General features: G+C 53.1%; 26 protein-coding genes. 24 read left to right on the forward strand and 2 right to left on the reverse strand.

The window, feature by feature from the left end:
* The first annotated feature begins 7 nt into the window (after positions 1–7).
* From MKY59_RS10310 to MKY59_RS10385, 16 genes are all read left to right on the forward strand, one after another.
* Complete coding sequence (locus tag MKY59_RS10310; protein ID WP_236417842.1) at positions 8–997, forward strand: beta-ketoacyl-ACP synthase III; 990 nt, start codon at positions 8–10, stop codon at positions 995–997.
* Positions 998–1,024: 27 nt separating this feature from the next.
* Positions 1,025–1,960 (forward strand): ACP S-malonyltransferase, encoded by a 936-nt coding sequence (gene fabD / locus MKY59_RS10315; protein WP_339277420.1) that lies wholly within the window; start codon positions 1,025–1,027, stop codon positions 1,958–1,960.
* A 34-nt stretch (positions 1,961–1,994) separates the two neighbouring features.
* Positions 1,995–2,744 carry a 3-oxoacyl-[acyl-carrier-protein] reductase gene (fabG, locus tag MKY59_RS10320; protein WP_236417837.1) on the forward strand — a complete coding sequence of 250 codons (750 nt, stop codon included), beginning with the start codon at positions 1,995–1,997 and terminating at the stop codon, positions 2,742–2,744.
* 153 nt (positions 2,745–2,897) lie between these two features.
* Positions 2,898–3,131, forward strand: coding sequence for an acyl carrier protein (gene acpP, locus MKY59_RS10325; protein ID WP_024630176.1), 234 nt, complete (start codon positions 2,898–2,900; stop codon positions 3,129–3,131).
* 172 nt (positions 3,132–3,303) lie between these two features.
* On the forward strand, positions 3,304–4,542 hold the full coding sequence (fabF, locus tag MKY59_RS10330) for a beta-ketoacyl-ACP synthase II (RefSeq protein WP_339277422.1): 1,239 nt from the start codon (positions 3,304–3,306) through the stop codon (positions 4,540–4,542).
* A 13-nt stretch (positions 4,543–4,555) separates the two neighbouring features.
* The gene (gene rnc, locus MKY59_RS10335; RefSeq protein WP_236417833.1) at positions 4,556–5,254 is read left to right on the forward strand and encodes a ribonuclease III; all 699 of its coding nucleotides are present in this window, start codon (positions 4,556–4,558) and stop codon (positions 5,252–5,254) included.
* A 186-nt stretch (positions 5,255–5,440) separates the two neighbouring features.
* Positions 5,441–9,010, forward strand: coding sequence for a chromosome segregation protein SMC (smc, locus tag MKY59_RS10340; RefSeq protein WP_339277424.1), 3,570 nt, complete (start codon positions 5,441–5,443; stop codon positions 9,008–9,010).
* A gap of 102 nt (positions 9,011–9,112) precedes the next feature.
* Entirely contained in the window at positions 9,113–10,129 is a 1,017-nt protein-coding gene (ftsY, locus tag MKY59_RS10345) for a signal recognition particle-docking protein FtsY (protein ID WP_339277426.1), read from the forward strand.
* Between the two features lie 153 nt (positions 10,130–10,282).
* Entirely contained in the window at positions 10,283–10,930 is a 648-nt protein-coding gene (locus tag MKY59_RS10350) for a hemolysin III family protein (protein WP_339277427.1), read from the forward strand.
* 172 nt (positions 10,931–11,102) lie between these two features.
* The gene (locus MKY59_RS10355; RefSeq protein ID WP_236417823.1) at positions 11,103–11,453 is read left to right on the forward strand and encodes a putative DNA-binding protein; all 351 of its coding nucleotides are present in this window, start codon (positions 11,103–11,105) and stop codon (positions 11,451–11,453) included.
* Between the two features lie 62 nt (positions 11,454–11,515).
* On the forward strand, positions 11,516–12,892 hold the full coding sequence (gene ffh / locus MKY59_RS10360; protein ID WP_236417822.1) for a signal recognition particle protein: 1,377 nt from the start codon (positions 11,516–11,518) through the stop codon (positions 12,890–12,892).
* Between the two features lie 58 nt (positions 12,893–12,950).
* Positions 12,951–13,223, forward strand: coding sequence for a 30S ribosomal protein S16 (rpsP, locus tag MKY59_RS10365; protein ID WP_236417820.1), 273 nt, complete (start codon positions 12,951–12,953; stop codon positions 13,221–13,223).
* Between the two features lie 23 nt (positions 13,224–13,246).
* Positions 13,247–13,477, forward strand: coding sequence for a KH domain-containing protein (locus MKY59_RS10370; protein WP_236417819.1), 231 nt, complete (start codon positions 13,247–13,249; stop codon positions 13,475–13,477).
* Positions 13,478–13,578: 101 nt separating this feature from the next.
* A complete protein-coding gene (rimM, locus tag MKY59_RS10375; RefSeq protein ID WP_236417817.1) occupies positions 13,579–14,091 on the forward strand; it encodes a ribosome maturation factor RimM in 513 nt (170 codons plus the stop codon).
* A 1-nt stretch (position 14,092) separates the two neighbouring features.
* Positions 14,093–14,860 carry a tRNA (guanosine(37)-N1)-methyltransferase TrmD gene (gene trmD / locus MKY59_RS10380; protein ID WP_236417808.1) on the forward strand — a complete coding sequence of 256 codons (768 nt, stop codon included), beginning with the start codon at positions 14,093–14,095 and terminating at the stop codon, positions 14,858–14,860.
* A gap of 180 nt (positions 14,861–15,040) precedes the next feature.
* Entirely contained in the window at positions 15,041–16,282 is a 1,242-nt protein-coding gene (locus MKY59_RS10385; RefSeq protein ID WP_339277432.1) for a hypothetical protein, read from the forward strand.
* An 82-nt stretch (positions 16,283–16,364) separates the two neighbouring features.
* Here the strand turns inward: MKY59_RS10385 and MKY59_RS10390 are convergent, their stop codons facing one another.
* On the reverse strand, positions 16,365–17,300 hold the full coding sequence (locus tag MKY59_RS10390; RefSeq protein ID WP_339277433.1) for a polysaccharide deacetylase family protein: 936 nt from the start codon (positions 17,298–17,300) through the stop codon (positions 16,365–16,367).
* A 360-nt stretch (positions 17,301–17,660) separates the two neighbouring features.
* On the opposite strand from MKY59_RS10390, the gene rplS reads away from it, so the two are divergent.
* The 8 genes from rplS to MKY59_RS10430 all read left to right on the forward strand — a co-directional run bounded on the left by rplS (position 17,661) and on the right by MKY59_RS10430 (position 24,624).
* On the forward strand, positions 17,661–18,002 hold the full coding sequence (gene rplS, locus MKY59_RS10395) for a 50S ribosomal protein L19 (protein WP_236417803.1): 342 nt from the start codon (positions 17,661–17,663) through the stop codon (positions 18,000–18,002).
* A gap of 316 nt (positions 18,003–18,318) precedes the next feature.
* Complete coding sequence (gene lepB, locus MKY59_RS10400) at positions 18,319–18,936, forward strand: signal peptidase I (RefSeq protein WP_236417802.1); 618 nt, start codon at positions 18,319–18,321, stop codon at positions 18,934–18,936.
* Between the two features lie 41 nt (positions 18,937–18,977).
* Positions 18,978–19,841: a ribosome biogenesis GTPase YlqF gene (gene ylqF, locus MKY59_RS10405; protein WP_236417801.1), complete on the forward strand. Its 864-nt coding sequence runs from the start codon at positions 18,978–18,980 to the stop codon at positions 19,839–19,841.
* Positions 19,842–20,347: 506 nt separating this feature from the next.
* Complete coding sequence (locus tag MKY59_RS10410; RefSeq protein ID WP_339277435.1) at positions 20,348–21,049, forward strand: ribonuclease HII; 702 nt, start codon at positions 20,348–20,350, stop codon at positions 21,047–21,049.
* Positions 21,050–21,076: 27 nt separating this feature from the next.
* On the forward strand, positions 21,077–23,122 hold the full coding sequence (locus MKY59_RS10415) for a DNA ligase (protein ID WP_339277437.1): 2,046 nt from the start codon (positions 21,077–21,079) through the stop codon (positions 23,120–23,122).
* Positions 23,119–23,427, forward strand: a complete 309-nt coding sequence (locus MKY59_RS10420) for an EscU/YscU/HrcU family type III secretion system export apparatus switch protein (protein ID WP_339277439.1) — start codon at positions 23,119–23,121, stop codon at positions 23,425–23,427. Before MKY59_RS10415 ends, MKY59_RS10420 begins: the two co-directional genes overlap by 4 nt.
* The gene (locus MKY59_RS10425) at positions 23,421–23,822 is read left to right on the forward strand and encodes a YraN family protein (RefSeq protein ID WP_339277441.1); all 402 of its coding nucleotides are present in this window, start codon (positions 23,421–23,423) and stop codon (positions 23,820–23,822) included. Before MKY59_RS10420 ends, MKY59_RS10425 begins: the two co-directional genes overlap by 7 nt.
* Positions 23,823–24,072: 250 nt before the next feature.
* Positions 24,073–24,624, forward strand: a complete 552-nt coding sequence (locus tag MKY59_RS10430; RefSeq protein WP_339277443.1) for a nitroreductase — start codon at positions 24,073–24,075, stop codon at positions 24,622–24,624.
* A gap of 175 nt (positions 24,625–24,799) precedes the next feature.
* Here MKY59_RS10430 and MKY59_RS10435 read toward each other — a convergent pair whose 3' ends face one another.
* Positions 24,800–26,401: a YifB family Mg chelatase-like AAA ATPase gene (locus tag MKY59_RS10435; protein WP_339277445.1), complete on the reverse strand. Its 1,602-nt coding sequence runs from the start codon at positions 26,399–26,401 to the stop codon at positions 24,800–24,802.
* Between the last annotated feature and the right edge of the window lie 56 nt (positions 26,402–26,457).

Raw genomic sequence — 26,457 nt, forward strand, 5'->3', positions numbered from 1 at the left:
TGAAGACATGAATAATTTGCGCCCGGTAGGGGTTATTGGAACTGGTAAATATGTCCCAGAGAAAATTTTGACGAATAGCGATTTGGAAAAAATGGTGGATACCAACGACGAGTGGATCGTCAGCCGCACGGGCATCCGTGAGCGCCATATTGCGGCGCCGGACCAGGCGACTTCGGATCTGGCCTATGAAGCCGCCGTCAAAGCGCTTGAAACAGCCGGCATGACAGGCGGCGATTTGGACCTGATCATCGTGGCCACCATCACGCCGGATTCCGCATTCCCGTCGACGGCTTGCATCCTGCAGGATAAGCTCGGTGCCAAAGGCGCGGCAGCGTTCGATCTGTCTGCGGCTTGCTCCGGCTTTGTGTACGGGCTGGCAACAGCGACGAGTTTCATTCAAAGCGGCATGTACAACAATGCACTTGTGATCGGTGCCGATACGCTTTCCCGCATCACGGATTATACGGACCGCAACACCTGCGTGCTCTTTGGAGACGGAGCTGGAGCCGTTATTCTGGGTGAGGTTCCGGAAGGCCGCGGCTTCAAATCGTTCGATCTCGGAGCCGAAGGTGCCGGAGGCGGTTTGTTGAAATTAGAGGGCGGCGGCTCGCGTTTGCCTGCATCTGCCGAGACGATCGAAAACAAACAGCATTACATTTACATGAACGGGCGCGAGGTGTTCAAATTTGCGGTGCGCGTCATGGGGACGGCAACCGTTGACGTGCTTGAGAAAGCGGGCCTGGATCGCACAGATGTCGATCTGTTCGTTCCGCATCAGGCCAACATCCGCATTATTCAATCCGCGATGCAGCGGCTCGAGCTGCCGGAAGAGAAGGTTGTCGTCAACGTGGACAAATATGCCAACACTTCGGCTGCGTCGATCCCGCTTGCCCTCGTGGAAGCAGCGGAAGAAGGCCGCATGAAGGAAGGCGACACGGTGCTGATGGTCGGCTTCGGCGGCGGTTTGACTTGGGGTGCGTCCGTACTCGTTTGGTAAAATTACAAGCTGGGAGAGAAGAATCAGATGGGTAAAATAGCATTTGTATTTCCCGGACAGGGATCACAGGCAGTCGGGATGGCAAAGGACGCTCATGATCACGTGCCTGCATCCGCGAACATTTTCCGTACAGCGGACGAGACGCTTGGCTTTTCGCTGAGTTCATTGATTTTTGAAGGTCCGGATACCGAGCTGAAACAGACATCGAATACACAACCGGCTCTGCTGACGGCAAGCATTGCCTTGCTTGAGGCTTTCAAAGAAAAAGGGATCGAGCCTGACTACGTGGCTGGACACAGTCTTGGCGAATACAGCGCATTGGTTGCAGCCGATGTACTGACTTTCGCGGATGCCGTGAGCATTGTGCGTGCGCGCGGCCAGTATATGGAACAAGCTGTACCTGGAGGTCAAGGAGCGATGGCAGCCGTGCTGGGTGCGGATCGGGAAGCGCTGGGGGTGCTTTGCCGGGACGTATCGGCTGGTGGTCATGCCGTGGAACTCGCAAATATGAACTGTCCGGGCCAGATTGTCATCTCGGGCGTGAAGGAAGGCGTTGCTGCCGTCGCTGAACGGGTGAAAGAAGCTGGCGGCAAACGCGCCATTACGTTGGAGGTTAGCGGTCCGTTCCATTCCTCGTTGATGAAGGAAGCTGCTAATAAACTGGCAGATAAACTGAGTGGCGTTACATTTTCTCCGGCGCGTGTGCCTGTCGTGGCCAATGTAACGGCAAGACCTGCCGAAGACGGTGAAATCCCGCAATTGTTGAAGGAACAGGTCTATTCTCCCGTATTATGGGAAGACAGTGTGACATGGCTGATCGAACAAGGCGTGGATACCTTTGTGGAAATCGGTTCAGGCAGCGTGCTGACAGGTTTGATTAAAAAGACAGATAAAACCGTCAGCCTGTATAACGTGAACAGCCTTGAAACGCTGGAAGCAACCGCGGCTGCGCTGCAATCCTAAGCCGATCGGATACTCTGGGAAAGGAGGACTGACTATGTCCAAACCATTGGAAGGAAAAAACGCGCTTGTTACGGGTGCCTCCCGAGGCATCGGACGCAGCATTGCGCTTGCGCTGGCGGAGGCCGGGGCTAACGTGGCCGTGAACTATGCAGGAAGCCAGGCTGCTGCGGAAGAGGTGGCTGAAGCGATTCGTGCCAAAGGCGTGAAGAGCATAACGCTTCAAGCGAATGTGGGCGTGATGGATGAAGCCGAACAAATGGTGAAAGCTACGATTGAAGCATGGGGCAATGTGGACATTCTGGTGAATAACGCCGGAATTACCCGCGACAACCTGATCATGCGCATGAAAGAGGAAGAGTTCGATCAGGTGATCGAGACGAATCTCAAAGGGGTGTTCAATTGCTTGAAAGCAGTGACACGTCCAATGATGAAACAGCGTTCAGGCAAAATCATCAACATTTCCTCTGTTGTCGGCGTGCTTGGAAATGCAGGGCAAGCTAACTATGTCGCTGCGAAAGCAGGGGTCATCGGTTTGACGAAGGCGTCTGCCCGCGAATTGGCATCCCGCGGTATTGCGGTCAATTGCGTGGCACCGGGCTTCATTGAAACCGATATGACCAAGGAACTGTCACAAGAGCTGGTCGATGGCATGTTAAGCGGCATTCCGCTTGCCCGTCTTGGCCAGCCGGATGAAATTGCCGGCGTGGTGACATTCCTCGCTTCGGATGCTTCTTCTTATATGACAGGGCAGACGCTGCATGTCGATGGCGGCATGTACATGTAGTTCTTCCCGGACTTGAACGCATGCCCGGGGAACAGACGCTGGACGATCCGCAAATGCCGGAAAAAGGTTGGGTTCCCCGGCCGGGGACCGCATATGTCTTCTATGGCATTTTGCTTGCGATTCTCGTATAATACCAAGGAGGAGGTGAACCGGATGTCCGATGTATTGGAGCGTGTAAAACGCATCGTCGTCGACCGCTTGGGCGCAGACGAGGCTGAAGTTACACTTGAAGCATCTTTCAAGGAAGACTTGGGAGCTGATTCTCTCGACGTAGTAGAATTGGTTATGGAATTGGAAGATGAATTCGATTTGGAAATCTCTGATGAAGATGCAGAAAAAATTACGACCGTAGGTGAAGTTGTAAACTACATACAATCTCATACCTAAAGTCAATTTAGTCCCGCACCTGTTTTCGAACGGCGGGACTTCTCATCATTCATCGGTTTTTCTCATTCCGCAGGTGATTACGTCCCGGCGTCTTCGGACAGAGGACCGGATTGCCTGCGGATATTCCCACAAAATACGTGCGTATACGCAGTCGATATAGAGGTGAGTCGGTTTGAAACAAAGAGTCGTAATTACCGGTATGGGCGTCATGACATCGCTCGGAAAGGATTTGGAAACGTTCTGGGGCAACCTGATGGCAGGAAAGTCCGGCGTCTCCAAGATCGAGGCTTTTGATGTGAGTGAATACACCACACAGATCGCGGCAGAGATCAAGGATTTTAATCCGGAAGATTACATGGATCGCAAAGATGCGCGCAAAATGGACCGTTTTGTTCAGTTTGCCGTTGCTGCGGGTTTCAAAGCCGTTGAAGACAGTGGTTTGAAAATCAACGAAAATATTGATGCAGAACGTTTCGGCGTGTCCATCGGTTCGGGCATCGGCGGATTGGGCACATGGGAGGACCAGCATAATGCGCTCCTGCAAAAAGGCCCTAAACGGGTAAGTCCGTTCTTCATTCCGATGATGATCTCCAATATGGCATCAGGTCAGATGTCCATCTCCCTGGGCGCCAAAGGACCGAACATCAACGTGGTCACGGCTTGCGCAACAGGAACTCATTCCATTGGTGATTCCTTCAAGCTGATTGCGAACGGTGACGCCGACGCGATGATCTGCGGCGGTGCCGAAGCGACGATCCGTCCGACGGGCCTTGCGGGATTTTGCGCCATGCGCGCCATGTCCACGCGCAATGATGAGCCGGAAAAAGCAAGCCGTCCTTTCGATACCGGTCGCGACGGTTTCGTGATGGGCGAGGGTGCGGGCATTCTGATCCTGGAATCGCTGGAGCATGCCCAGAAGCGCGGAGCGCGCATCTATGGCGAAGTCATCGGGTATGGCCTTACAGGTGATGCTCATCATATGACCGATCCTGATCCTGACGGCGCGGCACGCTGCATGAAGATGGCTCTTCGCAGTGCAGGCATCGAGCCGGAAGCCGTGGATTACATCAACGCACATGGCACATCGACGCCTGCGGGTGACCTTTCCGAAACGACGGGCATCAAAAAGGCATTTGGAGACCATGCGTACAAGCTGGCGGTGAGCTCCACCAAGTCGATGACGGGCCATATGCTGGGCGCGGCAGGCGGCGTGGAAGCCGTCATTTGCGGTTTGACGCTGGCGCACCAGACGATTGCGCCGACCATCAATCTGGACAACCAAGATCCTGAATGTGACCTGGACTACGTGCCTAACGTTCCTCGCCAAGCGGATATCAATGTTGTTATGTCCAACTCGTTTGGATTTGGCGGTCACAACGCAACCATCATTCTCAAAAAATTCGAAGCATAAGGGGCTAGTTCGTTTGAGTGAAGATCTGAAGCAGTTACAGCAAAAACTTCAAATCAAATTTGACAACAGGCAGCTCTTAAAACAAGCGTTTACCCATGCTTCTTATGTAAACGAACACCGGTTCAGTCAGCATCAGGACAACGAACGCCTGGAATTTCTGGGCGATGCGGTGCTTGAGCTGACCGTATCGGAATACTTGTATCAACTGTATCCTGATCGGCCGGAAGGTGAACTGACCAAACTTCGGGCATCTATCGTATGCGAACCTTCCCTGGTCAAATTTGCTGAAGTTCTCGGTTTTGGACAGTACGTTCTTCTCGGCAAGGGAGAAGAACTGACGGGTGGTAGAACGCGGCCGGCATTGCTCGCTGACGTGTTCGAGTCTTTCATTGGCGCGTTGTATCTCGACCAAGGACTGGAACCCGTAAGAACGTTTTTGGAAAAACATGTGTTTCCGTTGATCGTCCCGGGCGGCAAGCTGCAGGTCAGCGACTTTAAGACGGAACTGCAGGAACTTACTCAGCATCATAATATGGGTGTCCTTGAATACCGCATTGTGGAGGAACGGGGACCTGCCCATGAACGGGAGTTTGTCTCCGAGGTCCTAATGGGTCAAGAACGGCTTGGCAGAGGCACAGGACGATCCAAAAAGGAAGCCGAGCAGCAGGCTGCATCTGCGGCTCTGGAGCGCTTGAAGCTGCCGGAGGCCTGAGCTTGACCGTGTGCGTACAGACAAACGAAGAGCAAAGAGCAGCCCGTGGGTCCGCCCCGGCGGAAATGACCGGCCGGACTGCTTTTTGCTCTTTTTTTTGTAAGACGGACACGTGAAAGCCGGTGAGTACTTGCCGGCGCGAATTTAACTTTTTACACGAAAACGGAGGAGGTGACGGGAAGCCCGATGTTTCTGAAACGTATTGAATTGGGTGGATTCAAGTCATTCGCCGACAAAACGGAAATGGAATTTGTCCGCGGCATTACCGCGGTGGTAGGTCCCAACGGGAGCGGGAAAAGCAACATTTCCGACGGGATCCGCTGGGTGCTTGGAGAGCAAAGCGCCAAATCGCTGCGCGGCGGCAAAATGGAAGATATCATTTTTGCCGGCAGTGATGCCAGGAAAGCCGTCAATTACGGCGAGGTTTCCTTGACGCTGGACAATGAGGATCATGCGCTGTCCCTGGATTTTGGTGAAGTGACGGTAACCCGCCGCGTGCATCGCAGCGGAGACAGCGAGTATTTTATTAACAAACAAGCCTGCAGGCTGAAGGATATTACCGAACTGTTTATGGATACCGGCATCGGAAAAGAGGCCTATTCCATTATCGGACAGGGAAGAATCGAGGAAATATTGAGCACCCGTTCCGAGGACCGGAGAGGCATCTTCGAAGAGGCTTCGGGAATCGTCAAATACAAAACGCGCAAACGGGACGCCACGCGCAAGCTCGATGAAACAGAACAGAATTTGCTGCGCATCCATGACCTGGTCACCGAGCTGGAGGATCAGATTGGCCCGCTGAAGGAGCAATCCGAAAAGGCGATCCACTATAAAGAGTTGCGTGGGCAGTTGAAATCCAAGGAAATTTCCATGTACGTGTACCAAATCGAACAGATCCATGCCTCCTGGAGCAAGGCCAATGCGCGTCTGGAAGCATTGAAGGAAGAAGAAGTCGGATTGGCTGCGATCGTATCCACGCATGATGCCAAGCTGGAGAGCGACCGGAACGCCTTGCGCCTGCTGGAGTCAGAGGTGGAGCAGCTTCAGGCAGAATTGTTGCAATACAGCGAAGCGACGGAGAAAAGCGAAGGGCATGGCGAGCTGTTGAAAGAACGTTTTCGCCATCTGCAGACGAATCGCGAACAACTGCGGACGAGCCTGGAATCGAGCGAGGAAAGACACCGGGAACGCAAGGCAGAACTCATTGCCTTGCGCGAGAAGTACGCTGCGCTGGAACGCGAGCTCGCCGACGTGCGGAATCGGCTTTCCGAAGAGGAGGCGAAGCTGGTCGGCGTTACCGGCGGCATCAGCCAGCAGCAGGAAGAAAGCCTGAAGGGCAATTTGCTGGAGCTGATGAACCAGATGGCCCAGGCGCGCAACGAAATTCGTTACGTGGACCAGCAGAAGGAAAATCTGGAGCGCCGAATGAACCGCGCTTCCGAGGAGTCCGGCAAATGGGAGGGCCAAAAGGAAGTTCTGGAACGCCGCAAGGCCGAAATCCAGAAAAAAGTCGCGCAGCTAGGCAAACAAATCGGTGATCTACGCAGCGGATATATTTCGGAAAGCGAACGGCTGAATTCTTTGCAGAAGCTGCTCGAAGAGAGCCGGGGCACGGTCCGGAAATGGGAGCAAAAGCGCGAGGCGCAGATTTCACGCCGGGATACGATGAAAGAAATGCAGGATGACTTCGACGGATTCATGCTGGGTGTCAAGGAAGTGCTGAAGGCATCGCGCAAAGGCGTGCTGAACGGCGTCCACGGCGCCGTGGCCGAATTGGTTCAGGTGCCTGAGCGGATCGAACTTGCCGTCGAGACGGCCATGGGGGCATCGCTGCAGCATATCGTCATGGAGAACGAATCGGTCTCCAGGCAGGCGATCGCTTTCTTGAAGCAGCGCCAGCTTGGACGGGCCACCTTTCTCCCGCTGGACGTCATCCGGCCGCGCGCGATCGGTGCCGGAGAGCGTTCCATGATCGAAGGCATGGACGGTTATGTCGGAATCGGAGCCGATCTGGTCCATTACGACTCACGTTATGCGGCCATTATAGGCAGTCTGCTTGGCAATGTCATCATTGCGGAGACGCTGGAGCATGCCAACAAAATTGCCGCGCGCTGCCAGTATCGTTTCCGGGTAGTTACGCTCGAAGGCGACGTGGTGAATGCGGGCGGTTCCATGACCGGGGGAAGCCAGCATAAAAAAAATTCCAGTCTGCTCAGCCGAAAACGCCAGCTGGATCAGCTGGATCAGGATATTTTGGATACCGAACAGCAGATCAGGAAGCTGCACCAAGGCGTGGAGGACATAAAGTCCCAATTGGAGCAATGCCAGGACAAGCTGGATGAGCTGCGCCAATCCGGGGACGTGACGAGAAACGAAGAGCAGCAGGCGTCCATGGAGATGAAACAAGTGGAGCATGAGCTTCGCCACGTGCTGGAGCAAGTCGCTGTCGCCGGACAGGAGAAGAGCGGGTTTACCGAGGAGCTCAAAGACCTGGACGCGGCCCGGGCGGATGCAGTCAAAAAGCTTGAAGAGCTCGAAGAAGAAGAGAAAGCGACGCATCGGGCGATCCATGCTGCCGAATTTGCCCGCAAAGCGAACGAATCGGCCAAGGAAGAACTGCAGACCCAGCTGACCGAGCTGAAAGTTCGGGAAGGGAAACTGGATCAGGAGCGTTTCTCGAATGAGGAACAGCTGCGGCGCCTCGAACGGGAAGTTTCCTCCCTGGAGAAGGAATTGAAACAAAATAGCACCTTGCTTGCATCAATGGAAGCGGACCTGAAGAAGACGGAACAGGACAGCGTGAAGCAGATCGAAGACCTGAACCGGTTCAAGCTGAAAAAAGCGGAGTCTTCCCGCGAATTGGACTTTAAGCGCGCCGCACGGAGCGAATTGTCGAAAAAGCTTGAGCTCGCCGAAAGCGAGACGAAGGAGCAGCGGGTTCAGCTCAAAGCGGTGGAAGAGCAGATGCGCCAGACGGAAATATCCGTCAATCGTCTGGATGTCGAGCTGGAGAGCATTTTGCGCAAGCTGACCGATGAATACGAGCTTGGCTACGAGCTGGCCAAAGAGCGATACCCTGTACCTGAAGACGTGGAAGGCACGAGGCAGGAAGTTCAGAAGCTTAAACGGAGCATTGCCGACCTGGGCGATGTCAATCTGGGTGCCATTGAAGAATTCCAGCGGGTCAACGAGCGTTATGAATTCCTGAACGATCAGAAGAATGACCTGGTGGAAGCCAAAACGACGCTGTATCAGGTGATCCGCGAGATGGAGGACGAGATGGCCAAACGGTTCAAATCAACGTTTGATGCCATTCGCCGCGAATTTGGCACGGTGTTCAGCAAATTGTTTGGCGGAGGACGCGCCGATCTCGTATTGATGGACCCTGAACGTCTGTTGGAAACGGGCATCGATATCGTCGCCCAGCCTCCGGGCAAAAAATTGCAAAACCTGCAGCTCTTGTCCGGCGGTGAACGGGCATTGACCGCAATGGCGCTTCTGTTTGCCATCCTGCACGTCAAGCCGGTTCCGTTCTGCGTGCTCGACGAGGTCGAGGCTGCGCTGGACGAAGCAAACGTGGTGCGTTTTGCCCAATATTTGCGCGAGTTCTCGGAGCAGACGCAGTTTATCGTGGTTACCCATCGCAAAGGCACGATGGAAGAGGCCGACGTGCTGTACGGGGTCACGATGGAGGAAGGCGGCGTTTCCAAGCTGGTTTCGGTCAAACTGGAGGACGAAGAGGCCGTAATCGCATAAACGCCGGAAAAGGCAAGCTGTATTTAAAACGAATCAACTAAGGAGCTGCGATGACATTCGTAAGGTATTTCGTCGCAGTCTCTAACACGATGGAGGGGCTTTATGAGTTTCTTTAAAAGGCTGAAGGATAGCATTGCAAACAAAGCGGAGTCGGTGACGAAGCAGTTCAAGGACGGTTTGGAAAAAACGCGCAAAGGGCTTGTGGAAAAGGTAACCGACCTGGTCATCCGCCGCAAAAAAATCGACGAGGAGTTCTATGAGGAGCTCGAAGAGATCCTGATCGGTGCCGACGTAGGGGTGAACACGGTTTTGACGCTGATCGACGACCTGCGCGACGAAGTGAAGAAGCGCAGAATCGAGGATGCGGCAGAGCTGCAGCCCGTGCTGTCGGAGAAGCTGAAAGACCTGCTCCGCGGGGAGCAAAACAGCGAATTGAGAATGAATCCGGATGGGATCACGGTTATTTTGTTTGTCGGGGTCAACGGCGTGGGCAAAACGACGACCATCGGCAAACTGGCCCATCGTTTCAAACAACAGGGCAAAAAGGTCATGATGGCTGCTGGAGATACATTCCGTGCCGGGGCGATTGAACAGCTGGAGGTATGGGGACAACGCGCCGGCGTTGAAGTCATCAAACAGCAGGCAGGTTCCGATCCGGCTGCGGTCATGTATGATGCCGTTCAGGCGGCGAAACAGCGGGGGGTGGACGTGCTGCTGTGCGATACGGCAGGCCGTCTGCAAAACAAATCGAACCTGATGGAAGAGCTGAACAAAATCTATCGTGTCATCCAGCGCGAAATTCCCGACGCTCCGCACGAAGTGCTGATGGTGCTTGACGCGACCACAGGCCAGAATGCACTTAGCCAAGCCAAGCTGTTCGGCGAGAAAAGCGGAGTTACGGGCCTGGTGTTGACCAAACTGGACGGCACAGCCAAAGGTGGAATCGTGGTAGCGATCCGCCAGGAGCTTGACCTTCCGGTCAAACTGGTCGGTTTGGGCGAAAAAATCGATGATCTTCAGCCGTTCGATTCGGAGCAGTTCGTTCATGCGCTCTTTGCCGGATTAATCCAGGAGCAGTCTGCCGACGACGAGAAGAACGAAGATACAAACGAATCGTAGTACAATGATACCTATATTGGTTGATGTTCAACTTATATAGATTACCCTGATTGCCGTTGATGAATGGAAACCTCGCGTGCCATGGACAGCGGCAATCGGTGTATAATGGAACTAAGCAGGAAATGAAAGCCAGGATTAGAAAGGACGGTTGATATGGCCAACACCTATACCTATTCCCGCCGCGAGGAAGTCGCCAATGCCGTGACCCATGGCATCGGCGCCGCCCTTAGCGTGGCTGCATTGGTGCTGCTCATCGTATTTTCAAGCATGAAGGGCACTGTATGGCATGTCGTCAGCTTCACGATTTACGGTATTACGATGCTGCTGCTGTACACCAACTCAACCATGGTCCATGCCCTGAAGGAGGGCAAGGCCAAAGATTTGTTCGAGTTTTTTGACCATTCATCCATCTACCTTTTCATTGCAGGTACCTATACGCCGTTTTTGTTCGTGGCAGTGCGCGGAACGCTTGGATGGACCTTGTTCGGCGTTATTTGGGGCATCGCCTTGGCGGGCGTCATTTTCAAGGCGTTTTTCACGAAACGGTTTTTGTTCATGTCCACGTTGTTTTACCTCGCAATGGGCTGGTTGATCGTTATTGCCTGGCAGCCGCTGGTGGCAGCTGTACCTACCGGCGGCATTACGCTTCTGGTGGCCGGGGGAATCATGTACACGCTCGGAACGCTGTTTTATGTGTGGCGCGGTTTCCCTTACCACCATGCGATTTGGCATTTGTTCGTGCTTGCAGGCAGCATCCTTCATTTCTTCGCGGTGCTGTTATACCTCACGCCACTGCGTTAAAATCGGAGAAAAACGAATCGTTTTCCGTGCCGGAAACGGTTCGTTTTTTGCTTCGTGAAGGAAAAAAGATTGTGACAAGTATTTTTGCTTGACATCCGGTTTTGTTTTGGGTATGATAAGGAACGTTGCAAGAGTGTAAAGTGTTTTTCCTTGACGAAGGGAGTGCCCCGATGTGAGTCAAGAGAACCGGCTGGACAAGACAAACCGGATAAACTTGCTATTTGCTTTCTATGAGCCATTGCTTACGGAGAAGCAGCAAACATTTTTGAAGTATTACTTTCATGATGACTTCTCGCTCGGTGAGATTGCTGCCGAGTTCGAGATCAGCCGCCAGGCGGTATATGAGCATATCAAGCGTGCGGAGCAGGTGCTGGAAAACTACGAAAGCAAGCTGGGCTTGCTGGAGAAGCATGAACGGCGCGGCCGTACTTTGGAACAATTGCGAATGGCATTGGAACGCGCAGGCGTTTCCGTGGATAACGACAAACAAATAAACGATCTGGTTCGTCAGTTAGCGGATTGATCGGCAATCTTGGATGAAACCAAATCGGTATGAAACAGTATAAAGGCTAAGGAGGTGGGATCATGGCATTTGAAGGATTGACGACCCGACTGCAAAATGTGTTCAGCAAGCTGCGCGGCAAAGGCAAAGTGTCCGAAGAAGATGTTGCCGAAGCGATGCGCGAGGTTCGTCTGGCATTGCTCGAAGCGGACGTAAACTTCAAAGTGGTCAAGGAATTCATCGCCAAGGTGAAAGAAAAGGCTGTCGGCAAAGAAGTGATGGACAGCTTTACGCCAGGCATGGTCATCATCGACATCGTTAACAAAGAGTTGACGGAGCTGATGGGCGGAAGCCAGTCCAAGCTGGCCAAGGCCAACAAACCGCCGACGGTGATCATGATGGTCGGTTTGCAGGGTGCGGGGAAAACGACCACATCCGGCAAACTTGCCAAAATGCTGCAGAAGCAAAACAGCCGTCCATTGTTGGTGGCGGGCGACATTTATCGTCCGGCAGCCATCAAGCAGCTGCAGGTGCTCGGTGAGCAGCTGAAGGCTCCGGTCTTTAGCCTGGGAGACCAGACAAGCCCGGTAGAGATTGCTCGCCAAGGTTTGCAGCACGCCAAGGAGAACGGCAATGATTACGTCATTATCGATACGGCAGGCCGCCTGCACGTCGATGAACAGTTGATGGAGGAATTGCGCCAGATCCATAGCACGGTAAATCCGGACGAAGTACTGCTTGTCGTGGACAGCATGACGGGTCAGGATGCCGTTAACGTGGCTGAGCATTTCAACAACCAGCTTGAGTTGACCGGCGTTGTTCTGACCAAGCTGGATGGCGATACGCGCGGCGGTGCCGCTTTGTCGGTAAAAGCCGTTACCGGTTGCCCGATCAAGTTTGCTTCGCTCGGCGAAAAGCTTGATGCACTGGAGCCTTTCCATCCGGAACGAATGGCATCCCGTATTCTGGGGATGGGCGACATGCTCTCATTGATCGAGAAAGCCCAGTCCAACATCGATACCGAAAAAGCGAAGGAAATGGAACGTAAAATGCGTAATGCCGAATTTACGTTCGAGGATTTCCTGGAGCAAATGGATCAGGTGAAAAAGCTGGGACCGATCGACCAGATCATGGACATGATACCCGGCATGGGCAAGATGAAACAAGCCAAGGACCTTAAAGTCGATGACAAACAAATGGGACGCATCGAAGCGATCGTGTTCTCGATGACAACGGAAGAGAAACGAAATCCGGACCTCATCAACCACAGCCGCCGGAAACGGATTGCAACAGGCAGCGGAACTTCGCTTGCGGAAGTCAACCGCCTGATTAAGCAATTCGATGAAATGCGGCGCATGATGAAGCAATTGTCCGACATGATGGGCCCTAAAGGCGGTAAAAACAAAGCGATGAAGCAGCTCAAAGGCTTGGGCAAGGGAATGAAATTTCCTTTCCGTTGATGGCATGGGCAGCTGAATGATAGGCAACAGATTTCGTTGAAGGAGGTGAATGTTCAAAATGGCAGTTCGTATTCGTCTGAAACGTATGGGTGCTCACAAAGCTCCTTTCTACCGCGTCGTGGTATCGGATTCCCGTTCCCCGCGTGATGGTCGTTTTATCGAGGAGATCGGTTACTACAACCCGGTTGAACAACCGGCAGTTGTCAAAATCGATGAAGATAAAGCATTGCAATGGCTCCAAAACGGTGCGCAAGCATCCGACACTGTTCGCAACTTGCTGAGCAAAGCGGGCGTGATGAAAAAGTTCCACGAGTCCAAACAATCGAAATAAGTTGCTGATTCGGAGGGTCATCTATGGAAGAATTAGTAAGTACAATTGCTAAGGCTTTGGTCGATCATCCGGAAGATGTGGCAGTTCGAACGGTGGAGAAGGATCGGCTCGTCGTTTACGAGCTGACCGTTCATCCCGACGATGTCGGAAAGGTGATCGGCAAGCAAGGGCGAATCGCGAAATCTCTGCGTACGGTCGTCACGTCAGCAGCAGTTAAGATGGATAAACGGGTTACCGTTGATATCATATCTTAAAGATATACGAAAGGGGGTTAGGATGCATGTCCTAGCCCCTTTTCGTACATGCTGAAACTTACAATCATAGCGATGGGTTGAATGAAATGCAGGAGGAACGTATGTCACAATTCATGAATGTAGGTAAAATCGTTAACACTCACGGCATCCGCGGTGAACTGAAAATCATGCCCACCACGGACTTTCCTGAAGTTCGCTTTGCCAAAAATGCAGAGCTTTATTTGTTCATGCCTGACGGGCAATCCGTATTGGCAAAGGTTGAAGCGGCTCGTCCGCACAAAAACATGTATATCGTTCGTTTTAAGGAATTTGGCAACATTAACGAGGTGGAGAAATTCAAAGGCGGTATGGCCAAGGTTTCGAAGGAAGACCTTGCCGAGCTGGAGGAAAACGAATATTATTTCCATCAAATTATCGGCTGCTCCGTCGTCACTGAAGAAGGCGATACACTGGGCAAGATTACAGACATTTTGACACCCGGCGCCAATGATGTATGGGTCGTTAAGACATCTGCCGGCAAAGAAGTGCTGATTCCGGTGATTGACGACGTTGTACTGGATGTGGACATCGAGCAGCAGCAGGTCAAAATTCATCTGATGGAAGGGTTACTATAGGATGAAGGTCGATGTACTGACGTTATTCCCGGAAATGTTCGAAGGTGTGTTTGGTTCAAGCATTTTGGGCAAAGCCCAGGCAAAAGGGCTGGTTTCCCTGAATGCCGTCAATTTTCGGGACTATGCCAACAACAAACATCATACGGTGGATGATACCCCTTATGGCGGCGGAGGCGGAATGGTGCTTAAGCCTGATCCGATCTTCGCAGCCGTGGAGGATGTCGTGCAGCAGCGGGGACCTGAAGGGAAACGGCCGCGCATCATACTGATGTGCCCGCAAGGAGAGACCTTCACGCAGAAAAAGGCGGAAGAACTCGTGCAGGAGGATCACCTGATTTTTATATGCGGCCATTATGAGGGTTACGATGAACGAATTCGCGAATTCCTCGTCACGGACGAGCTGTCCATTGGGGACTACGTGCTGACTGGAGGCGAATTGCCGGCCATGGTGGCCATTGACAGCATTGCACGACTTATTCCGGGCGTGCTGGGCAATGAAACGAGTGCGGTGACCGATTCGTTCAGCACGGGGCTGTTGGAGTACCCGCATTACACCCGACCGCCGGAATTCAGAGGCATGAAGGTGCCGGATGTGCTGCTGTCAGGACATCATTCGAATATCGAAGCCTGGCGCAGGGAGCAGTCGCTGCTCCGCACGCTGGAGCGCAGGCCGGACCTGCTCGAAACGGCGGAGCTGTCCAAGAAAGAACGCGAGTGGCTGGACAAGCTTCGTTCGAAGAAACAGGAAACCGGATCAGGGGACCGATGATCGGTCCGAAGATTCTCCATAGCGTTGATCAAAAGAGCACATCTTGCATTGGGCAAGGTTGCTCTTTTTTTTGGATAGGTTGTTCTCCCTTTTCTCAAAAATAGGTTGTAAATAATGGTAAAAATGCTTATCGTTGAATGTGAAGTTGATGGACCGAACAAATGGGGAGGCGGAAATGACATGAACGACCAAACGCATGAGGTGGGCAGAGTCGATATCAGCCAAGCAGGCCTGCGCTGCAAAATGCTGCTTGGTGACCTGAACGGCGATGGCAGGTTGGAGATGCTGTTGGTACAAGCCGATGGCGGGATCGATGATCGTTATGTTCCACATCAGGTACGTTGTTTGACGGCGTATGACCTGACCGGAGAGCTTTTATGGCAAGTAGGGTCTCCTGATCCGGATGCAGGCGGACCGGGATCGGATTATCCGGCCCAAATTGCGGACTGGGATGGAGACGGCAGCAATGAAGTGGTTTGTGTCATGGAGAAGCGATTTCTGGTGTTGGACGGGACTACGGGGGAAATCAAAGAAAGCCATGCCTTACCCGGCGAGCAGGCGCATGATTGCATTATTTTGGCGAACCTTACGGGTGAACCACAGAAAATGGACGTTATTTTAAAAGATCGTTATAAAACGATGTGGGCATTGAACCATGAGTTTGAACTGTTGTGGAAGCATGAGGGCAACACCGGGCATTTCCCGTGGGTGTATGACATCGACGGTGACGGGCGGCACGAAGTGATGGCCGGGTATGACATGCTCGATCATGATGGCACGTTACTGTGGTCCTGCAGGGACCTGGAGGATCACGCGGACTGCATCTGGTTTGGCGACGTGGATGGCGATGGAAAGACCGAGATTGTCATCGGGGGAAGCGTGACGGTAATGATGGATCTCCAGGGTAACGAGAAATGGCGTTATACCGGTTCAATCGAATCGCAGCACGTTGCGCTCGGAACGTTTTGCGATGGCCTGAAAGGCTTGCAGGTGGCGGGATTGGACCGTATTGTTCGCGGGGACGAACAGGGTCTTGACGGCATGTTTTTGCTGGATGCTGCGGGTCAAGAAATATGGAAGGAGAACCGGACGACCCGCGGCTGGCTTACGATCATCGAGCCTGTACGTAAGTGGGACGACAGCGGGCTTGATTATATTTTAGCTTATCGCAGGGGAGGGGGCGTGCTCCCGTCATTGATCAACGGAGATATGGAAACGGTTGCATCCTTTGGCAAAGAGGGGTATGCGGTTCATGCGGACCTCTGCCAAAGCGGACGCGAACAGGTCATTATTTACGATGCTCTGGAAGCTGTCATCTATTCGAGCTCCCCGTTAAGCCTAGAACAGGCCCAGACCGAAAGAGCCCAGCCACAGTCCAAACGACTGTATAGCTCGACTCTTTATCCGGGTGGGGAAGTATAATGATCACGATGCGGGATATGCTCTTTGTAGGAGAAGTATATCCAAATGTACAGACATTTCCGAGTGGTTGGAAAAGGAAGAATTAGTCCCTCTTTTGTTCGGGTTGAAGCAATGCGGATAGCTCCGTGTCTGTTGTTACAGTTAACCTTGGAAGCTTCATGGGATTGTCTCCCGGCCGCACAAACCCGGGACGCACCGAGAACGCCATACGGTAACCGTTTTGTTGAAGCTTATAAATCATTTGCGTGCTGGTGTAACCAAAAGGATAAGCCAGATATGGCGTATCGATCCCGGCAATCTCTTTCATCTGCTCGATGTCGCCGTTCAGGAGGGTGGTATCCAGTCCGACCGGTACGCTTTCGCCGCAGCGCATGAAGCCTTTGTGATGAAGGTTGTAAGTATGGCTGTTGAATTCAAATACGTCCGAAGCCGCTTGCATTTCCTGTTTGGATATGAATGATTTCTTGGCCGGATCAAAATGGACGGGACGCTCCTCGATTTTGCTGCCGATCACGAACTGGGAAGCATGAAAATTGTACTTTTTGAGTATGGGATACCCAAGGGTATAGTTGTTCTGATAACCGTCGTCAAAAGTGATAACAATGGATTTTTGAGGCAAGGAAATCTGGCCCTTCACGTATTGTTCCAACTGTTCCAGCGTCACGGTCTGGTATCCTTCATCGTGCAAAAATTTCATGTTTTGCTCAAAAGCCTCGAGAGTGATGATCGATTTGTTGCCTGGTTCGCGATTATCCGCTTTGGGTTCTATGTAATGGTACATCAGTACCGGAACCTCGGTTGCCGTCCCGGGCTGAACCTTAAATGATGGATCGAGTTTCGGAACATTGGAGTAATCCGGATGGGAGATGAGAAATGCTTTCCGCTTCACCATGTCCCACGAGGTACATGCCTTATGCGATAAAGCATTGGTGGGATGATTGACTGCATATACGTACAATGTCACAAAACATGTAAGTGCAGCGAGCAGGGCGAGCATGATTTTTTTGATTGGTTTCATAATGACAAAGCTCCTTCTATTGAAAATCCGCGCATCGACAAAGTGCTTGTTGCCGACAAGCTCTATCATAGACGAATGAATCGAAGAGAAAGTTACATTATTGTGATTGCTCCACTTCATGGGGAGCGGATATAAGATGGATTCGGGTGTTTATACAGGTTTTTAAGTTGTGACAAATCATTGTTATCAGAATTTTTGGTTTAATATGCATAATTTTTTGGAGATATCCTTGTGTTTTGAATTTGTGCATGGTACAATATTTCTGTTGTGTGGAATACGGCGGTCCTCTATGGATAATGATGGAGACATCGTAGTCTCCGGAAGAAGTATGAACGCCTGTACGGAAGGAGGGAGTCATAGATGAATATCGTCCAAGCGATTACTCAAGAACAACTTCGCAAGGATGTGCCAAGTTTCCGCCCTGGTGACACTTTGAAAGTGCACGTTAAGGTTATCGAGGGAACTCGTGAGCGTATCCAGTTGTTTGAAGGTGTTGTGATCAAGCGCCGTGGTGGCGGAATCAGTGAGACTTTTACGGTTCGTAAAATTTCTTACGGTGTAGGTGTGGAAAGAACATTCCCGCTTCATTCCCCAAAAATCGATAGAATCGAAGTGGCTCGCCGTGGTAAAGTGCGTCGTGCGAAGCTTTATTATCTTCGTGAACTGCGCGGTAAAGCAGCGAGAATTAAAGAAATTCGTTAATATAACGGATAACGGAGAGGGCTTGGAAACAAGCCCTTTTCGTTTTTGTCTGGGAAAAGTTGAACCGGAGGTACACTTCCGAGTAAAATGGTATAGCGACACATGCGCAAAAGTCCGGGAGGCTTTGTAAAATCAGTTATTTTCGTAAGACATGGGGATAGCATCGCCATACAAATGCACGTAGATGCTTACGTTTCGATTTACATAACTGATGGTCGGCATCACTGCTTGCATGGAAGGACAACGATCGTGAGCGGCAGTATGCTGAATGTGTTATTGGCTGTAAACATGTACCGTGAAGAGAGGAAGATCAGTGATGGAACAAGAAGTTCAACAGGACCACGGCAAACCTGCCGAAGAGAATGGCAGTCGATCCAAGAAAGCCAAAAATGAAATCGTGGAATGGATCAAAGCGATTGCGATTGCATTGGTTTTGGTCGTTTTGATTCGTTGGCTGCTGTTTAAGCCGTTTGTGGTGGACGGGCCTTCGATGCAGCCGAATTTTCATACCGGCGAACGGGTGATCGTCAATGAAATTTTGTACGACATCCGCGAACCGAAACGCGGTGAGGTTATCGTCTTCCACGTGCCTTCGGAAGGCCGCGATTTCATTAAGCGCGTCATTGCCGTTGCCGGCGATACGGTTGAAGTCAAGGGAGATACCGTATTGGTGAATGGAGAAAAAGTGAATGAAACCTACATTCAGGGCGCGATTGATGCTGCGGAAGCAAATGGGGGAACCTACAACGTGAAGGACTTCCCGAATGAGCAGTTCCCTGACGGAAAGGTGCCTGAAGGTCACGTTTTCGTGATGGGGGATAACCGTCCGAACAGTACGGACAGCCGAATGATCGGTTATGTGCCGCTTGGCGATATCGTAGGTCGCGCAGACGTGATTTTCTGGCCGATCAGCGACGTGAAGTGGATTAACTGATCCAGGGATGATTTTTAAGTAAACAACGAGGTGAAGACAAGGTGACGATACAATGGTTTCCAGGTCATATGACCCGAGCCAGACGCCAGATTCAGGATAAGTTAAAGCTGATTGACGTGGTCATCGAACTGCTGGATGCCCGTCTGCCTGTCTCCAGCCGCAATCCGATGATTGACGAAATTTTGCAGGGCAAGCCAAGAATGATTTTGCTGAACAAAGCCGATCTGGCCGATCCGAAAGTGACGCAAGAATGGATTGCCTATTTCAAAGAGGAAGGCATTACTGCATTTCCCGTAGATGCCTCGACAGGCACCAATGTGAAGGATATTCCGGCACAGGCCCGATTGCTGCTGAAAGAAAAGATCGAACGCCAGTTGGCCAAAGGTATGAACCCCAGAGCTATCCGCGCCTTGATCGTGGGCATTCCGAACGTCGGCAAATCGACGCTGATCAACCGGCTTGCCGGACGCAACATTGCGGCAACGGGGGATCGTCCGGGCGTGACCAAAGGGCAGCAATGGATCAAGGTTGGCAAGGAAATGGAATTGCTGGATACACCGGGCATTTTGTGGCCCAAATTTGAGGATCAGAACGTCGGTTATCGCTTGGCGGTAACGGGGGCCATCAAAGAAGAAATTTTGAATGCCGAAGATATCGCCTTTTTTGCCATCGGCTATCTCATGCGTTATTACTGGGAGGCACTTGAAGAGCGTTTTGATCTGCAGGAGTTCTCGCGGAATGCGGACGAGTCGGATGACGTCATTGCCATCATGGAACAGGTCGGACGCAAACGCGGCTGCATCGTCAGCGGCGGGCGCGTGGATCTGGAAAAGGCGTCCCGAACGTTCCTGCGGGAGCTGCGTGCAGGCAAAATGGGGCGGTACTCGATGGAAGCACCATACTAAACCATATGCAAGATGCCGAAAGAATCGGCCGTTACCGGATTGTCGGGAACGGCCGATTTTTGCGTTTTATATTCCCCGGGGCTCTCGATCCGGTCTGACAGATCGAGCGTAAATTCAAATAGGGGCAGATTTTGTTCGGCAGGCTTGCAAAAGATGGAAATGGGTCTTACATATATTCAGCGTATTTCCATGCATGGTATGATGAAGAGCAGGGCTGTTCGTGGGAACGAGGGACAGGATATATTCAATTTTAAGCATAAGTGACCGATAAAATAAGAAATTGATCGTGACGGGATGAACGGGCAGAACGAGTCTGGAGAAGCGAGGCATTGCCTAAAACGTTCTGAAGGAAATCTGCATCGGAAGCGGCTGCCGATCCCCGGACTCCCCTTTAAACCATATTTTGTGAAAACAATTGAAAGGATATGGCGTCTAAAGAAAATAGGGTGCCGTAACCGCATATATGATTTGCCAGGAACAAGCATGGGCAGAGGAGAGGATATGAAGTGACTGAAAATATGGAGTTTGACGAGCTGATTCATCAGCATGCCCGAACTGAACCCGCACATAACGATGCAGACAGCGATTCGACGGACTTGCTGTTCTATGAACGGGAATATTGGGCAAGCGGTTTTGAACACATTGCCGGCATCGATGAGGTGGGGCGCGGCTGCCTGTTCGGGGACGTGGTCACTGCGGCGGTGATTTTGCCGCTAGGACTGATTCTGGAGGGCGTGAACGATTCGAAAAAGCTGTCCGAGAAAAAACGCGATGCCTTGTATGAAATCATCATGGAAAACGCAGTGTCCGTCGGGGTAGGATTCGTGGACGCGGAAACGATTGATCGCATCAATATCAAGCAGGCGACCAGGCTGGCCATGAAGCGGGCTGTTGATGCGCTTGACCAGACGCCGGACTATTTGCTGGTGGACGCCGAAAAAGTGGATGTTCAGATCCCGCAGTTGTCGATCGTTAAAGGGGACGCGAACAGCCAATCCATCGCGGCAGCGTCCATTATAGCCAAGGTGACCCGCGATCGGCTGTGCCAAGGGGAATGGAACAGGTTATATCCGGACTATGGTTTGGCTGTACATAAGGGCTACGCCACGAAATTTCATCGGGAGCAAATCATGCTTCTTGGCGCTACGCCAATGCATCGCAGAAGCTTCTTGGGCAATTTGATCGGGGAGCAGCCTACATTGTTTTAATCTAGAAGCACGAAAGGAGGGGGAATCATGAATATCAGCTCGATGATTCGCGGAATTTTAGGGGATAGCAAGCCTGGAAATGCCAAGCCGCTTGAACTCAAGGAAGGCCAAGTGGTACGGGGGTCGGTCGTCAGCGTCTCGGAGGACGGCGGAGATGCCGTCCTGCAAATTCAGGGAGTTCAGGTGCGGGCAAAGCTGGAAACACCGCTTCGTGCGGGTGAAACGACGCTGCTGCAAGTGCAGCCGCCCGGTGAAAACGGCATGACGGTGATGAAGCCGCTGGCCGGTTCGTTGTCTGAACTGCCGCAGGCTTCCATGAATCAATTGCTGCAGGACGTAGGCCTGCCGGACACAAAAGGCAATCGGGAGCTGCTGATCGCGATGCAGCGCAGCGGATTGCCCTTGACCAAGGATAATGTGACCCTGGTTCAAAACATGCTTGCGGCCAAACCCGCCCAAGTTCCGGCAGAGGAATGGGTTCAGGCGACGGGAATTGCATTTCAGAGAGGATTGCCGGTGACGGCGGAAACGGTCAAAGGATTGCATCAGGCCGTGTTTGGGCCGCCGCTGCATCAACTGTTAAGCGGTTTGACGGAGCAGCTCGAATCAATGTTGTCGCAGATGTCTGGCAAAACGCCGGGGAAGAATGGAGAGGCGAACGGCAAGGTTGTGGCTCCGACGACGGCTGCACCGATGACGGGCAGTGCGGAAGCTGCGGATAACGGGACCGCAGCAGGCGGAAGTCGCGCTGCCGGAGGACCGGCTGCGGCAGCGCAACAGGCGGGGGCGGCTCCGGCGGGCGCGGCGACAACGGTAAATGGAGCCGGAGAGGCTCCGGCAGCTGCGGCGAAGCCGGGGACGCAGCCGGGCGTGCCCGGGACCGAAGCCGGAGGCGCGAAGGCAGGGACGGTGGCCGGCGGCACTGAGAACGCCGGCAAAGGCGGTATTCCGGCAGGCACCGGAATACCGGGATCGAGTCCGCAAGATATGGATGCGGACTCGCCGGGGTTGGGCCGTCCGGCGGGAACCGGGACGGCAGGTGAAGCAGCTGGCCGCGTGATCGACGGCCAGGCCGGGGCGGCCGGGCGTGCAGCCGGCCGCGGGGAAGGGCCTGCCGCAGCCGGGGCAGGCCCGGTATCGCCTGCTGCGGCGCAGGCAGCGCCAGCAGCGCCTACGGCAGCGGAGCTGGCGCCCCGGCTGCTGGCGCTGCTGGATGCGCTGCGCGGCGCATCCACGGCCGCACCGGCACAGCCAGGTGCGGCGTCCCAGGCCGCCCCTGCCGCGCAGCAGGGCGGCCAAGCGGCTGCGGCTGCCGGAGGCTCGCCGCAGCCCGTGCCAGCCGGCGCGGATGCGCCGCCGGCTGGCCCCGCCGCAGCCCCTGCGGGCGCTGCGGCAGGGCACGCGCCTGTCACCCACGAGGGGGACCCGTGGGTGGGGCGCGTGCTGAAGCTGCTCGGTGCGGAGCACGAGCAGCAGGCCGTGCACGGCGCGGCTGCGCAAGCGCGCGCCGGAGAGGCGGCGAGTCCGGCTGGCGCGGACTCGCTGAAGGGCCTGCTGCTGCAGCTTGCAAGCAGCGATGGAGCTCCGGCGGCTCTGAAGGATGCCGCCGTCCAAGCCGTTCAATATCTTACCGGTCAGCAGCTGCTGCTGACGACGGACCGGAATTCTACGTTTGCGCAGATGCACTGGTTTATCCCGATAATCGGTCCCGACGGTGAAGAGACGGCTTCCGTACAAATCCAGTCCCGCCGGGGACAACGCGGCGAGCTGGATGCAGCAAATTGCCGGCTGTGGTTTGACCTCAACATGAAAAACCTTGGTCCTACGCTCGTGGACGTACAGGTCGTTAACCATATCGTCAGTTTGCGGGTACTTAACGATCGGGAAGGGATGGGACCGCTGCTGGAAGGCGGACGACAACTCATCCATCAGGCGCTTGATCAGCTGGGGTATCAGCTGCTAAGCTTCCGGACGGAGCCTTGGCCTGCAGATAAAGAGCCTGGAGGCGAACGGAAAATTAGCGCTTCGGATTATAGTCCTGACCGGTACAAAGGGGTGGACGTGAAAATATGAAGGATGAGGTTCAGCCCACGGGGTTGTCCAAAAAAGCCGTTGCGCTGAAATACATTCCGGGAGAGACGGATGCTCCCGTTGTTGTAGCCAAAGGACGAGGCAAAGTTGCGGAAGCCATTCTGGAAAAGGCAAAAGAAAACGGGGTTCCCGTTCAGGAGGACGCCGCCCTGGTGGAAGTGTTGTCCAAACTCGATTTGGACGAGCAGATTCCTGCCGAGCTGTATCAACTGGTGGCGGAAATATTGACTTATATTTACCGTGCCGATCGAATGGCTTCTGCGCAAGAGGATGGAGACGCATGGTAAACGACAAGTCGAATCCATCCAAGGCAATCAGGCTTACGCGCCAACAAAAAGGCAGAATTGGAGAAGAGGCGGCTTTAGCTTGGCTCAAGGAGCAAGGATACCTGATTCTGGAACGCAATTGGCGTTGTCGAAGCGGCGAGATTGATATCATCGCGCAAATGGATGGGCTGGTCATTTTTGTGGAAGTACGGAGTCGAAGCCATGTCTCCAAATTCGGAACGCCCCTAGAATCGGTAGATGCCCGTAAAATGCAGCAGGTTCGTTCAACGGCTGCGGTTTATCTGCAAAGCCGGGAGACGGCATCTCAGCCGCAAGTTCGTTTTGACGTGGTCGCTGTGATGCTGGATCATCGCGGAACGACCGTTTCGGTGAATCATATCGTCAATGCGTTCTGAGAGGCCATGGTGTGACCAAGCGGCACATACGCATAAGAGAATTTGATAGAGGCATGTCCGAGGCAGAATCCTTGTCACTCGGACCAAGCCTCTTTTTGTTGTAGGTATTTTGAATATGCTCGCTGGCTGGGTGTATAATGGAGCAGCATGGCGTACGATTTAAAAAACAGGAAATGATCTCGCATATTTGATTGCCGGACTTCGATCTCAAACCCATTACCATATCATTGGCAGGAGGTATCCTATTTTTATGAACCATTCCATTCAAACCCATAACGTTGTAAGAGAGACCATTCAAAACCGCCGTACCGTCAAAAAATTCAAACAAGAAGCGGTTCCGACTTCCACGATCGTTGAGCTGCTGGACACGGCCGTGTGGGCACCGAACCACAAATTGCGGGAGCCATGGAGATTTGTGCTTTTCAACGGCGAGGGCAAACAGAAGCTTGCCGATGCCATCGATGCAGAGATGGGCGAAGACAACAAGTTTTCGGCCAATATCAAACAAGTGCCTGCCGTGCTTCTGGTAGTATTGAAAGAGGACCCAAGGCAAAACGTATGGGACGAGGATTTCGCAGCCGTGAGTGCACTGGTGCAAAACTTTATGCTGGCCGCCTGGAGTGAGGAAATCGGAACGTTCTGGGTAACGAAGCCGTTCCTTTACGCTCCGAAATTCCGCGAATTATTGGATATTGAGCCGGGGGAAAAAATTATCGGTATGGTTTATCTCGGGTATCCCGAAGTGATTCCACCTGCCCGGGAGCGGACGCCGGCCAAAGAAAAATTAACGCTGTTCGAATAATCTTCGCGAAGGCGATGAGAATAGTGTAACAGCTTCTACTGCTGAGTCTCATTGGTTAAACGCGCAAATCATAATTAGCCCCAGCTTTCTAGCAGCCTTCGGTCATGAAGGTTTCATAAAGCAAGGGGCTTTTTTGCGTTGAATTTTCCTGGGTTAAGCCTTGTATCCCTTCAAATCAAAACAGGTTCATATCCAACTGCCGATATTGAATGGCTTCAGCGACATGTGCCGTCAAGATGACGCCTTCGTGATCGAGATCGGCGATCGTTTGCGCCATTTTGATGATCCGGTCATGGGCGCGCATGCTTAAATGCAATGCTTGCAACGTATGCTGCAACAACTGCTCTGCTTCTTCAGGCAGCCGTACAGAACGCCGAAGCAGCCTGCCGGAAAGCTGGCTGTTCCAGCGAATGCCGCTTCCGGCATAGCGTTTTGCCTGGATTTGATGGGCACGCACGACATTGGCCTGCATTTCGGCGGATGTGGGAGAAGGCGCAGAATGTTTCCATTCGCCGGGTGGCGGCACTTCAATCTGAAGGTCGATTCGATCCAGCAGCGGTCCGGAAATTTTGGCACGGTAAGCCGCGACGCGAGACGGAGGGCAGATGCAGCGTTGTTCCTCGCCTCTGGCGGTTAAATACCCGCACGGACATGGGTTCATGGAACAAGCGAGCATGAACTGGGCAGGGAAGGTGAAGGCAGCCCTCGCCCGGCTTATGGTCACCTTATGATCCTCGAGCGGCTGCCGCAACACTTCAAGCACCTGACGATGAAATTCCGGAAGCTCGTCAAGAAACAGAATGCCCCTGTGGGCCAAACTGACTTCTCCGGGCTTGGGTATGCCGCTTCCTCCAATCAAACCCGACGTCGATATCGTATGATGGGGCGAACGGTAGGGCCGTTCTGTCACAAGTCCCGATGCGGCTTCTTTCAGTTTGCCCGCAGCGCTCAAAATTTTGGTCACTTCCAGCGCTTCTTCGTCAGATAATGGCGGGAGGATGGTTGGAAGCCGCTTGATCAGCATCGTTTTGCCCGTCCCGGGAGGTCCAACGAGCAAAATATTATGCATCCCGGCAGCAGCGATCATGAGCGCCCGTTTGGCATGATGCTGCCCAAGAACGTCGGCGTAGTCATCGCGTAATGCTGCGGATGCGGCATGTTGTCCGAAATCCATTGGCCCCGTGCCATTGGCAGGAGATTCGAGATGCGCATAGTTATGCAGCTCCACCGGACCTGCGTCCGGCGTGGTTCCTCTGCCTTCGGAACCGGGCTCATGTGCATTCGGAGCGATATGCTGAAGATGCCGAATACCATGCACCTGTATTCCGCTGATCAGCGAGCCTTCCGCAAGATTATCGGCAGGCAGGATCACGGAGGTAAAGCCTTGCCGTTTGGCCAGATCAACCATGGCGAGCACGCCGGGAACGGGCCTGACCGATCCGTCCAGAGCCAGCTCGCCCACAATTAATGTTCGTTCTTCTGCTGGAAGCACCAATTGTCCGCTGGTTACGAGAAGGGCGATGGCAATCGCGAGGTCGAACGAGGAGCCTTCCTTGCGAAGGTCCGCCGGCGCCAGATTGATGGTGATGCGCTGCAACGGATACTGGTACCCGCAGTTTTTGATGGCGGCACGAACCCGTTCGACAGCCTCGCGGATCGCCGAGTCCGGCAAACCTATAATCGCGGTAAGCGGCAGGCCGTTGGACAAGTCTGTCTCCACTTCGATGAGCATCCCGTCGATGCCGTACAGACAGGCGCTGTGCAATTTTCCGTACATAAAAAGAAACACCCCATTTCGTGTGTTGGCTGCGCATAAAGCGGCCGATTCGCGAA

This window comes from Paenibacillus sp. FSL W8-0426 (assembly GCF_037969725.1).
In the GTDB taxonomy this organism is placed as follows: domain Bacteria; phylum Bacillota; class Bacilli; order Paenibacillales; family Paenibacillaceae; genus Paenibacillus; species Paenibacillus hubeiensis.

Coding starts and splice junctions, on each gene's coding strand:
- MKY59_RS10310 (WP_236417842.1), top strand. CDS start 8: ATGAATAATTTGCGCCCGGTAGGGGTTATTGGAACTGGTAAATATGTC.
- fabD (WP_339277420.1), top strand. CDS start 1,025: ATGGGTAAAATAGCATTTGTATTTCCCGGACAGGGATCACAGGCAGTC.
- fabG (WP_236417837.1), top strand. CDS start 1,995: ATGTCCAAACCATTGGAAGGAAAAAACGCGCTTGTTACGGGTGCCTCC.
- acpP (WP_024630176.1), top strand. CDS start 2,898: ATGTCCGATGTATTGGAGCGTGTAAAACGCATCGTCGTCGACCGCTTG.
- smc (WP_339277424.1), top strand. CDS start 5,441: ATGTTTCTGAAACGTATTGAATTGGGTGGATTCAAGTCATTCGCCGAC.
- ftsY (WP_339277426.1), top strand. CDS start 9,113: ATGAGTTTCTTTAAAAGGCTGAAGGATAGCATTGCAAACAAAGCGGAG.
- MKY59_RS10350 (WP_339277427.1), top strand. CDS start 10,283: ATGGCCAACACCTATACCTATTCCCGCCGCGAGGAAGTCGCCAATGCC.
- ffh (WP_236417822.1), top strand. CDS start 11,516: ATGGCATTTGAAGGATTGACGACCCGACTGCAAAATGTGTTCAGCAAG.
- rpsP (WP_236417820.1), top strand. CDS start 12,951: ATGGCAGTTCGTATTCGTCTGAAACGTATGGGTGCTCACAAAGCTCCT.
- MKY59_RS10370 (WP_236417819.1), top strand. CDS start 13,247: ATGGAAGAATTAGTAAGTACAATTGCTAAGGCTTTGGTCGATCATCCG.
- rimM (WP_236417817.1), top strand. CDS start 13,579: ATGTCACAATTCATGAATGTAGGTAAAATCGTTAACACTCACGGCATC.
- trmD (WP_236417808.1), top strand. CDS start 14,093: ATGAAGGTCGATGTACTGACGTTATTCCCGGAAATGTTCGAAGGTGTG.
- MKY59_RS10385 (WP_339277432.1), top strand. CDS start 15,041: ATGAACGACCAAACGCATGAGGTGGGCAGAGTCGATATCAGCCAAGCA.
- MKY59_RS10390 (WP_339277433.1), bottom strand. CDS start 17,300: ATGAAACCAATCAAAAAAATCATGCTCGCCCTGCTCGCTGCACTTACA.
- rplS (WP_236417803.1), top strand. CDS start 17,661: ATGAATATCGTCCAAGCGATTACTCAAGAACAACTTCGCAAGGATGTG.
- lepB (WP_236417802.1), top strand. CDS start 18,319: ATGGAACAAGAAGTTCAACAGGACCACGGCAAACCTGCCGAAGAGAAT.
- MKY59_RS10415 (WP_339277437.1), top strand. CDS start 21,077: ATGAATATCAGCTCGATGATTCGCGGAATTTTAGGGGATAGCAAGCCT.
- MKY59_RS10420 (WP_339277439.1), top strand. CDS start 23,119: ATGAAGGATGAGGTTCAGCCCACGGGGTTGTCCAAAAAAGCCGTTGCG.
- MKY59_RS10425 (WP_339277441.1), top strand. CDS start 23,421: ATGGTAAACGACAAGTCGAATCCATCCAAGGCAATCAGGCTTACGCGC.
- MKY59_RS10430 (WP_339277443.1), top strand. CDS start 24,073: ATGAACCATTCCATTCAAACCCATAACGTTGTAAGAGAGACCATTCAA.
- MKY59_RS10435 (WP_339277445.1), bottom strand. CDS start 26,401: ATGTACGGAAAATTGCACAGCGCCTGTCTGTACGGCATCGACGGGATG.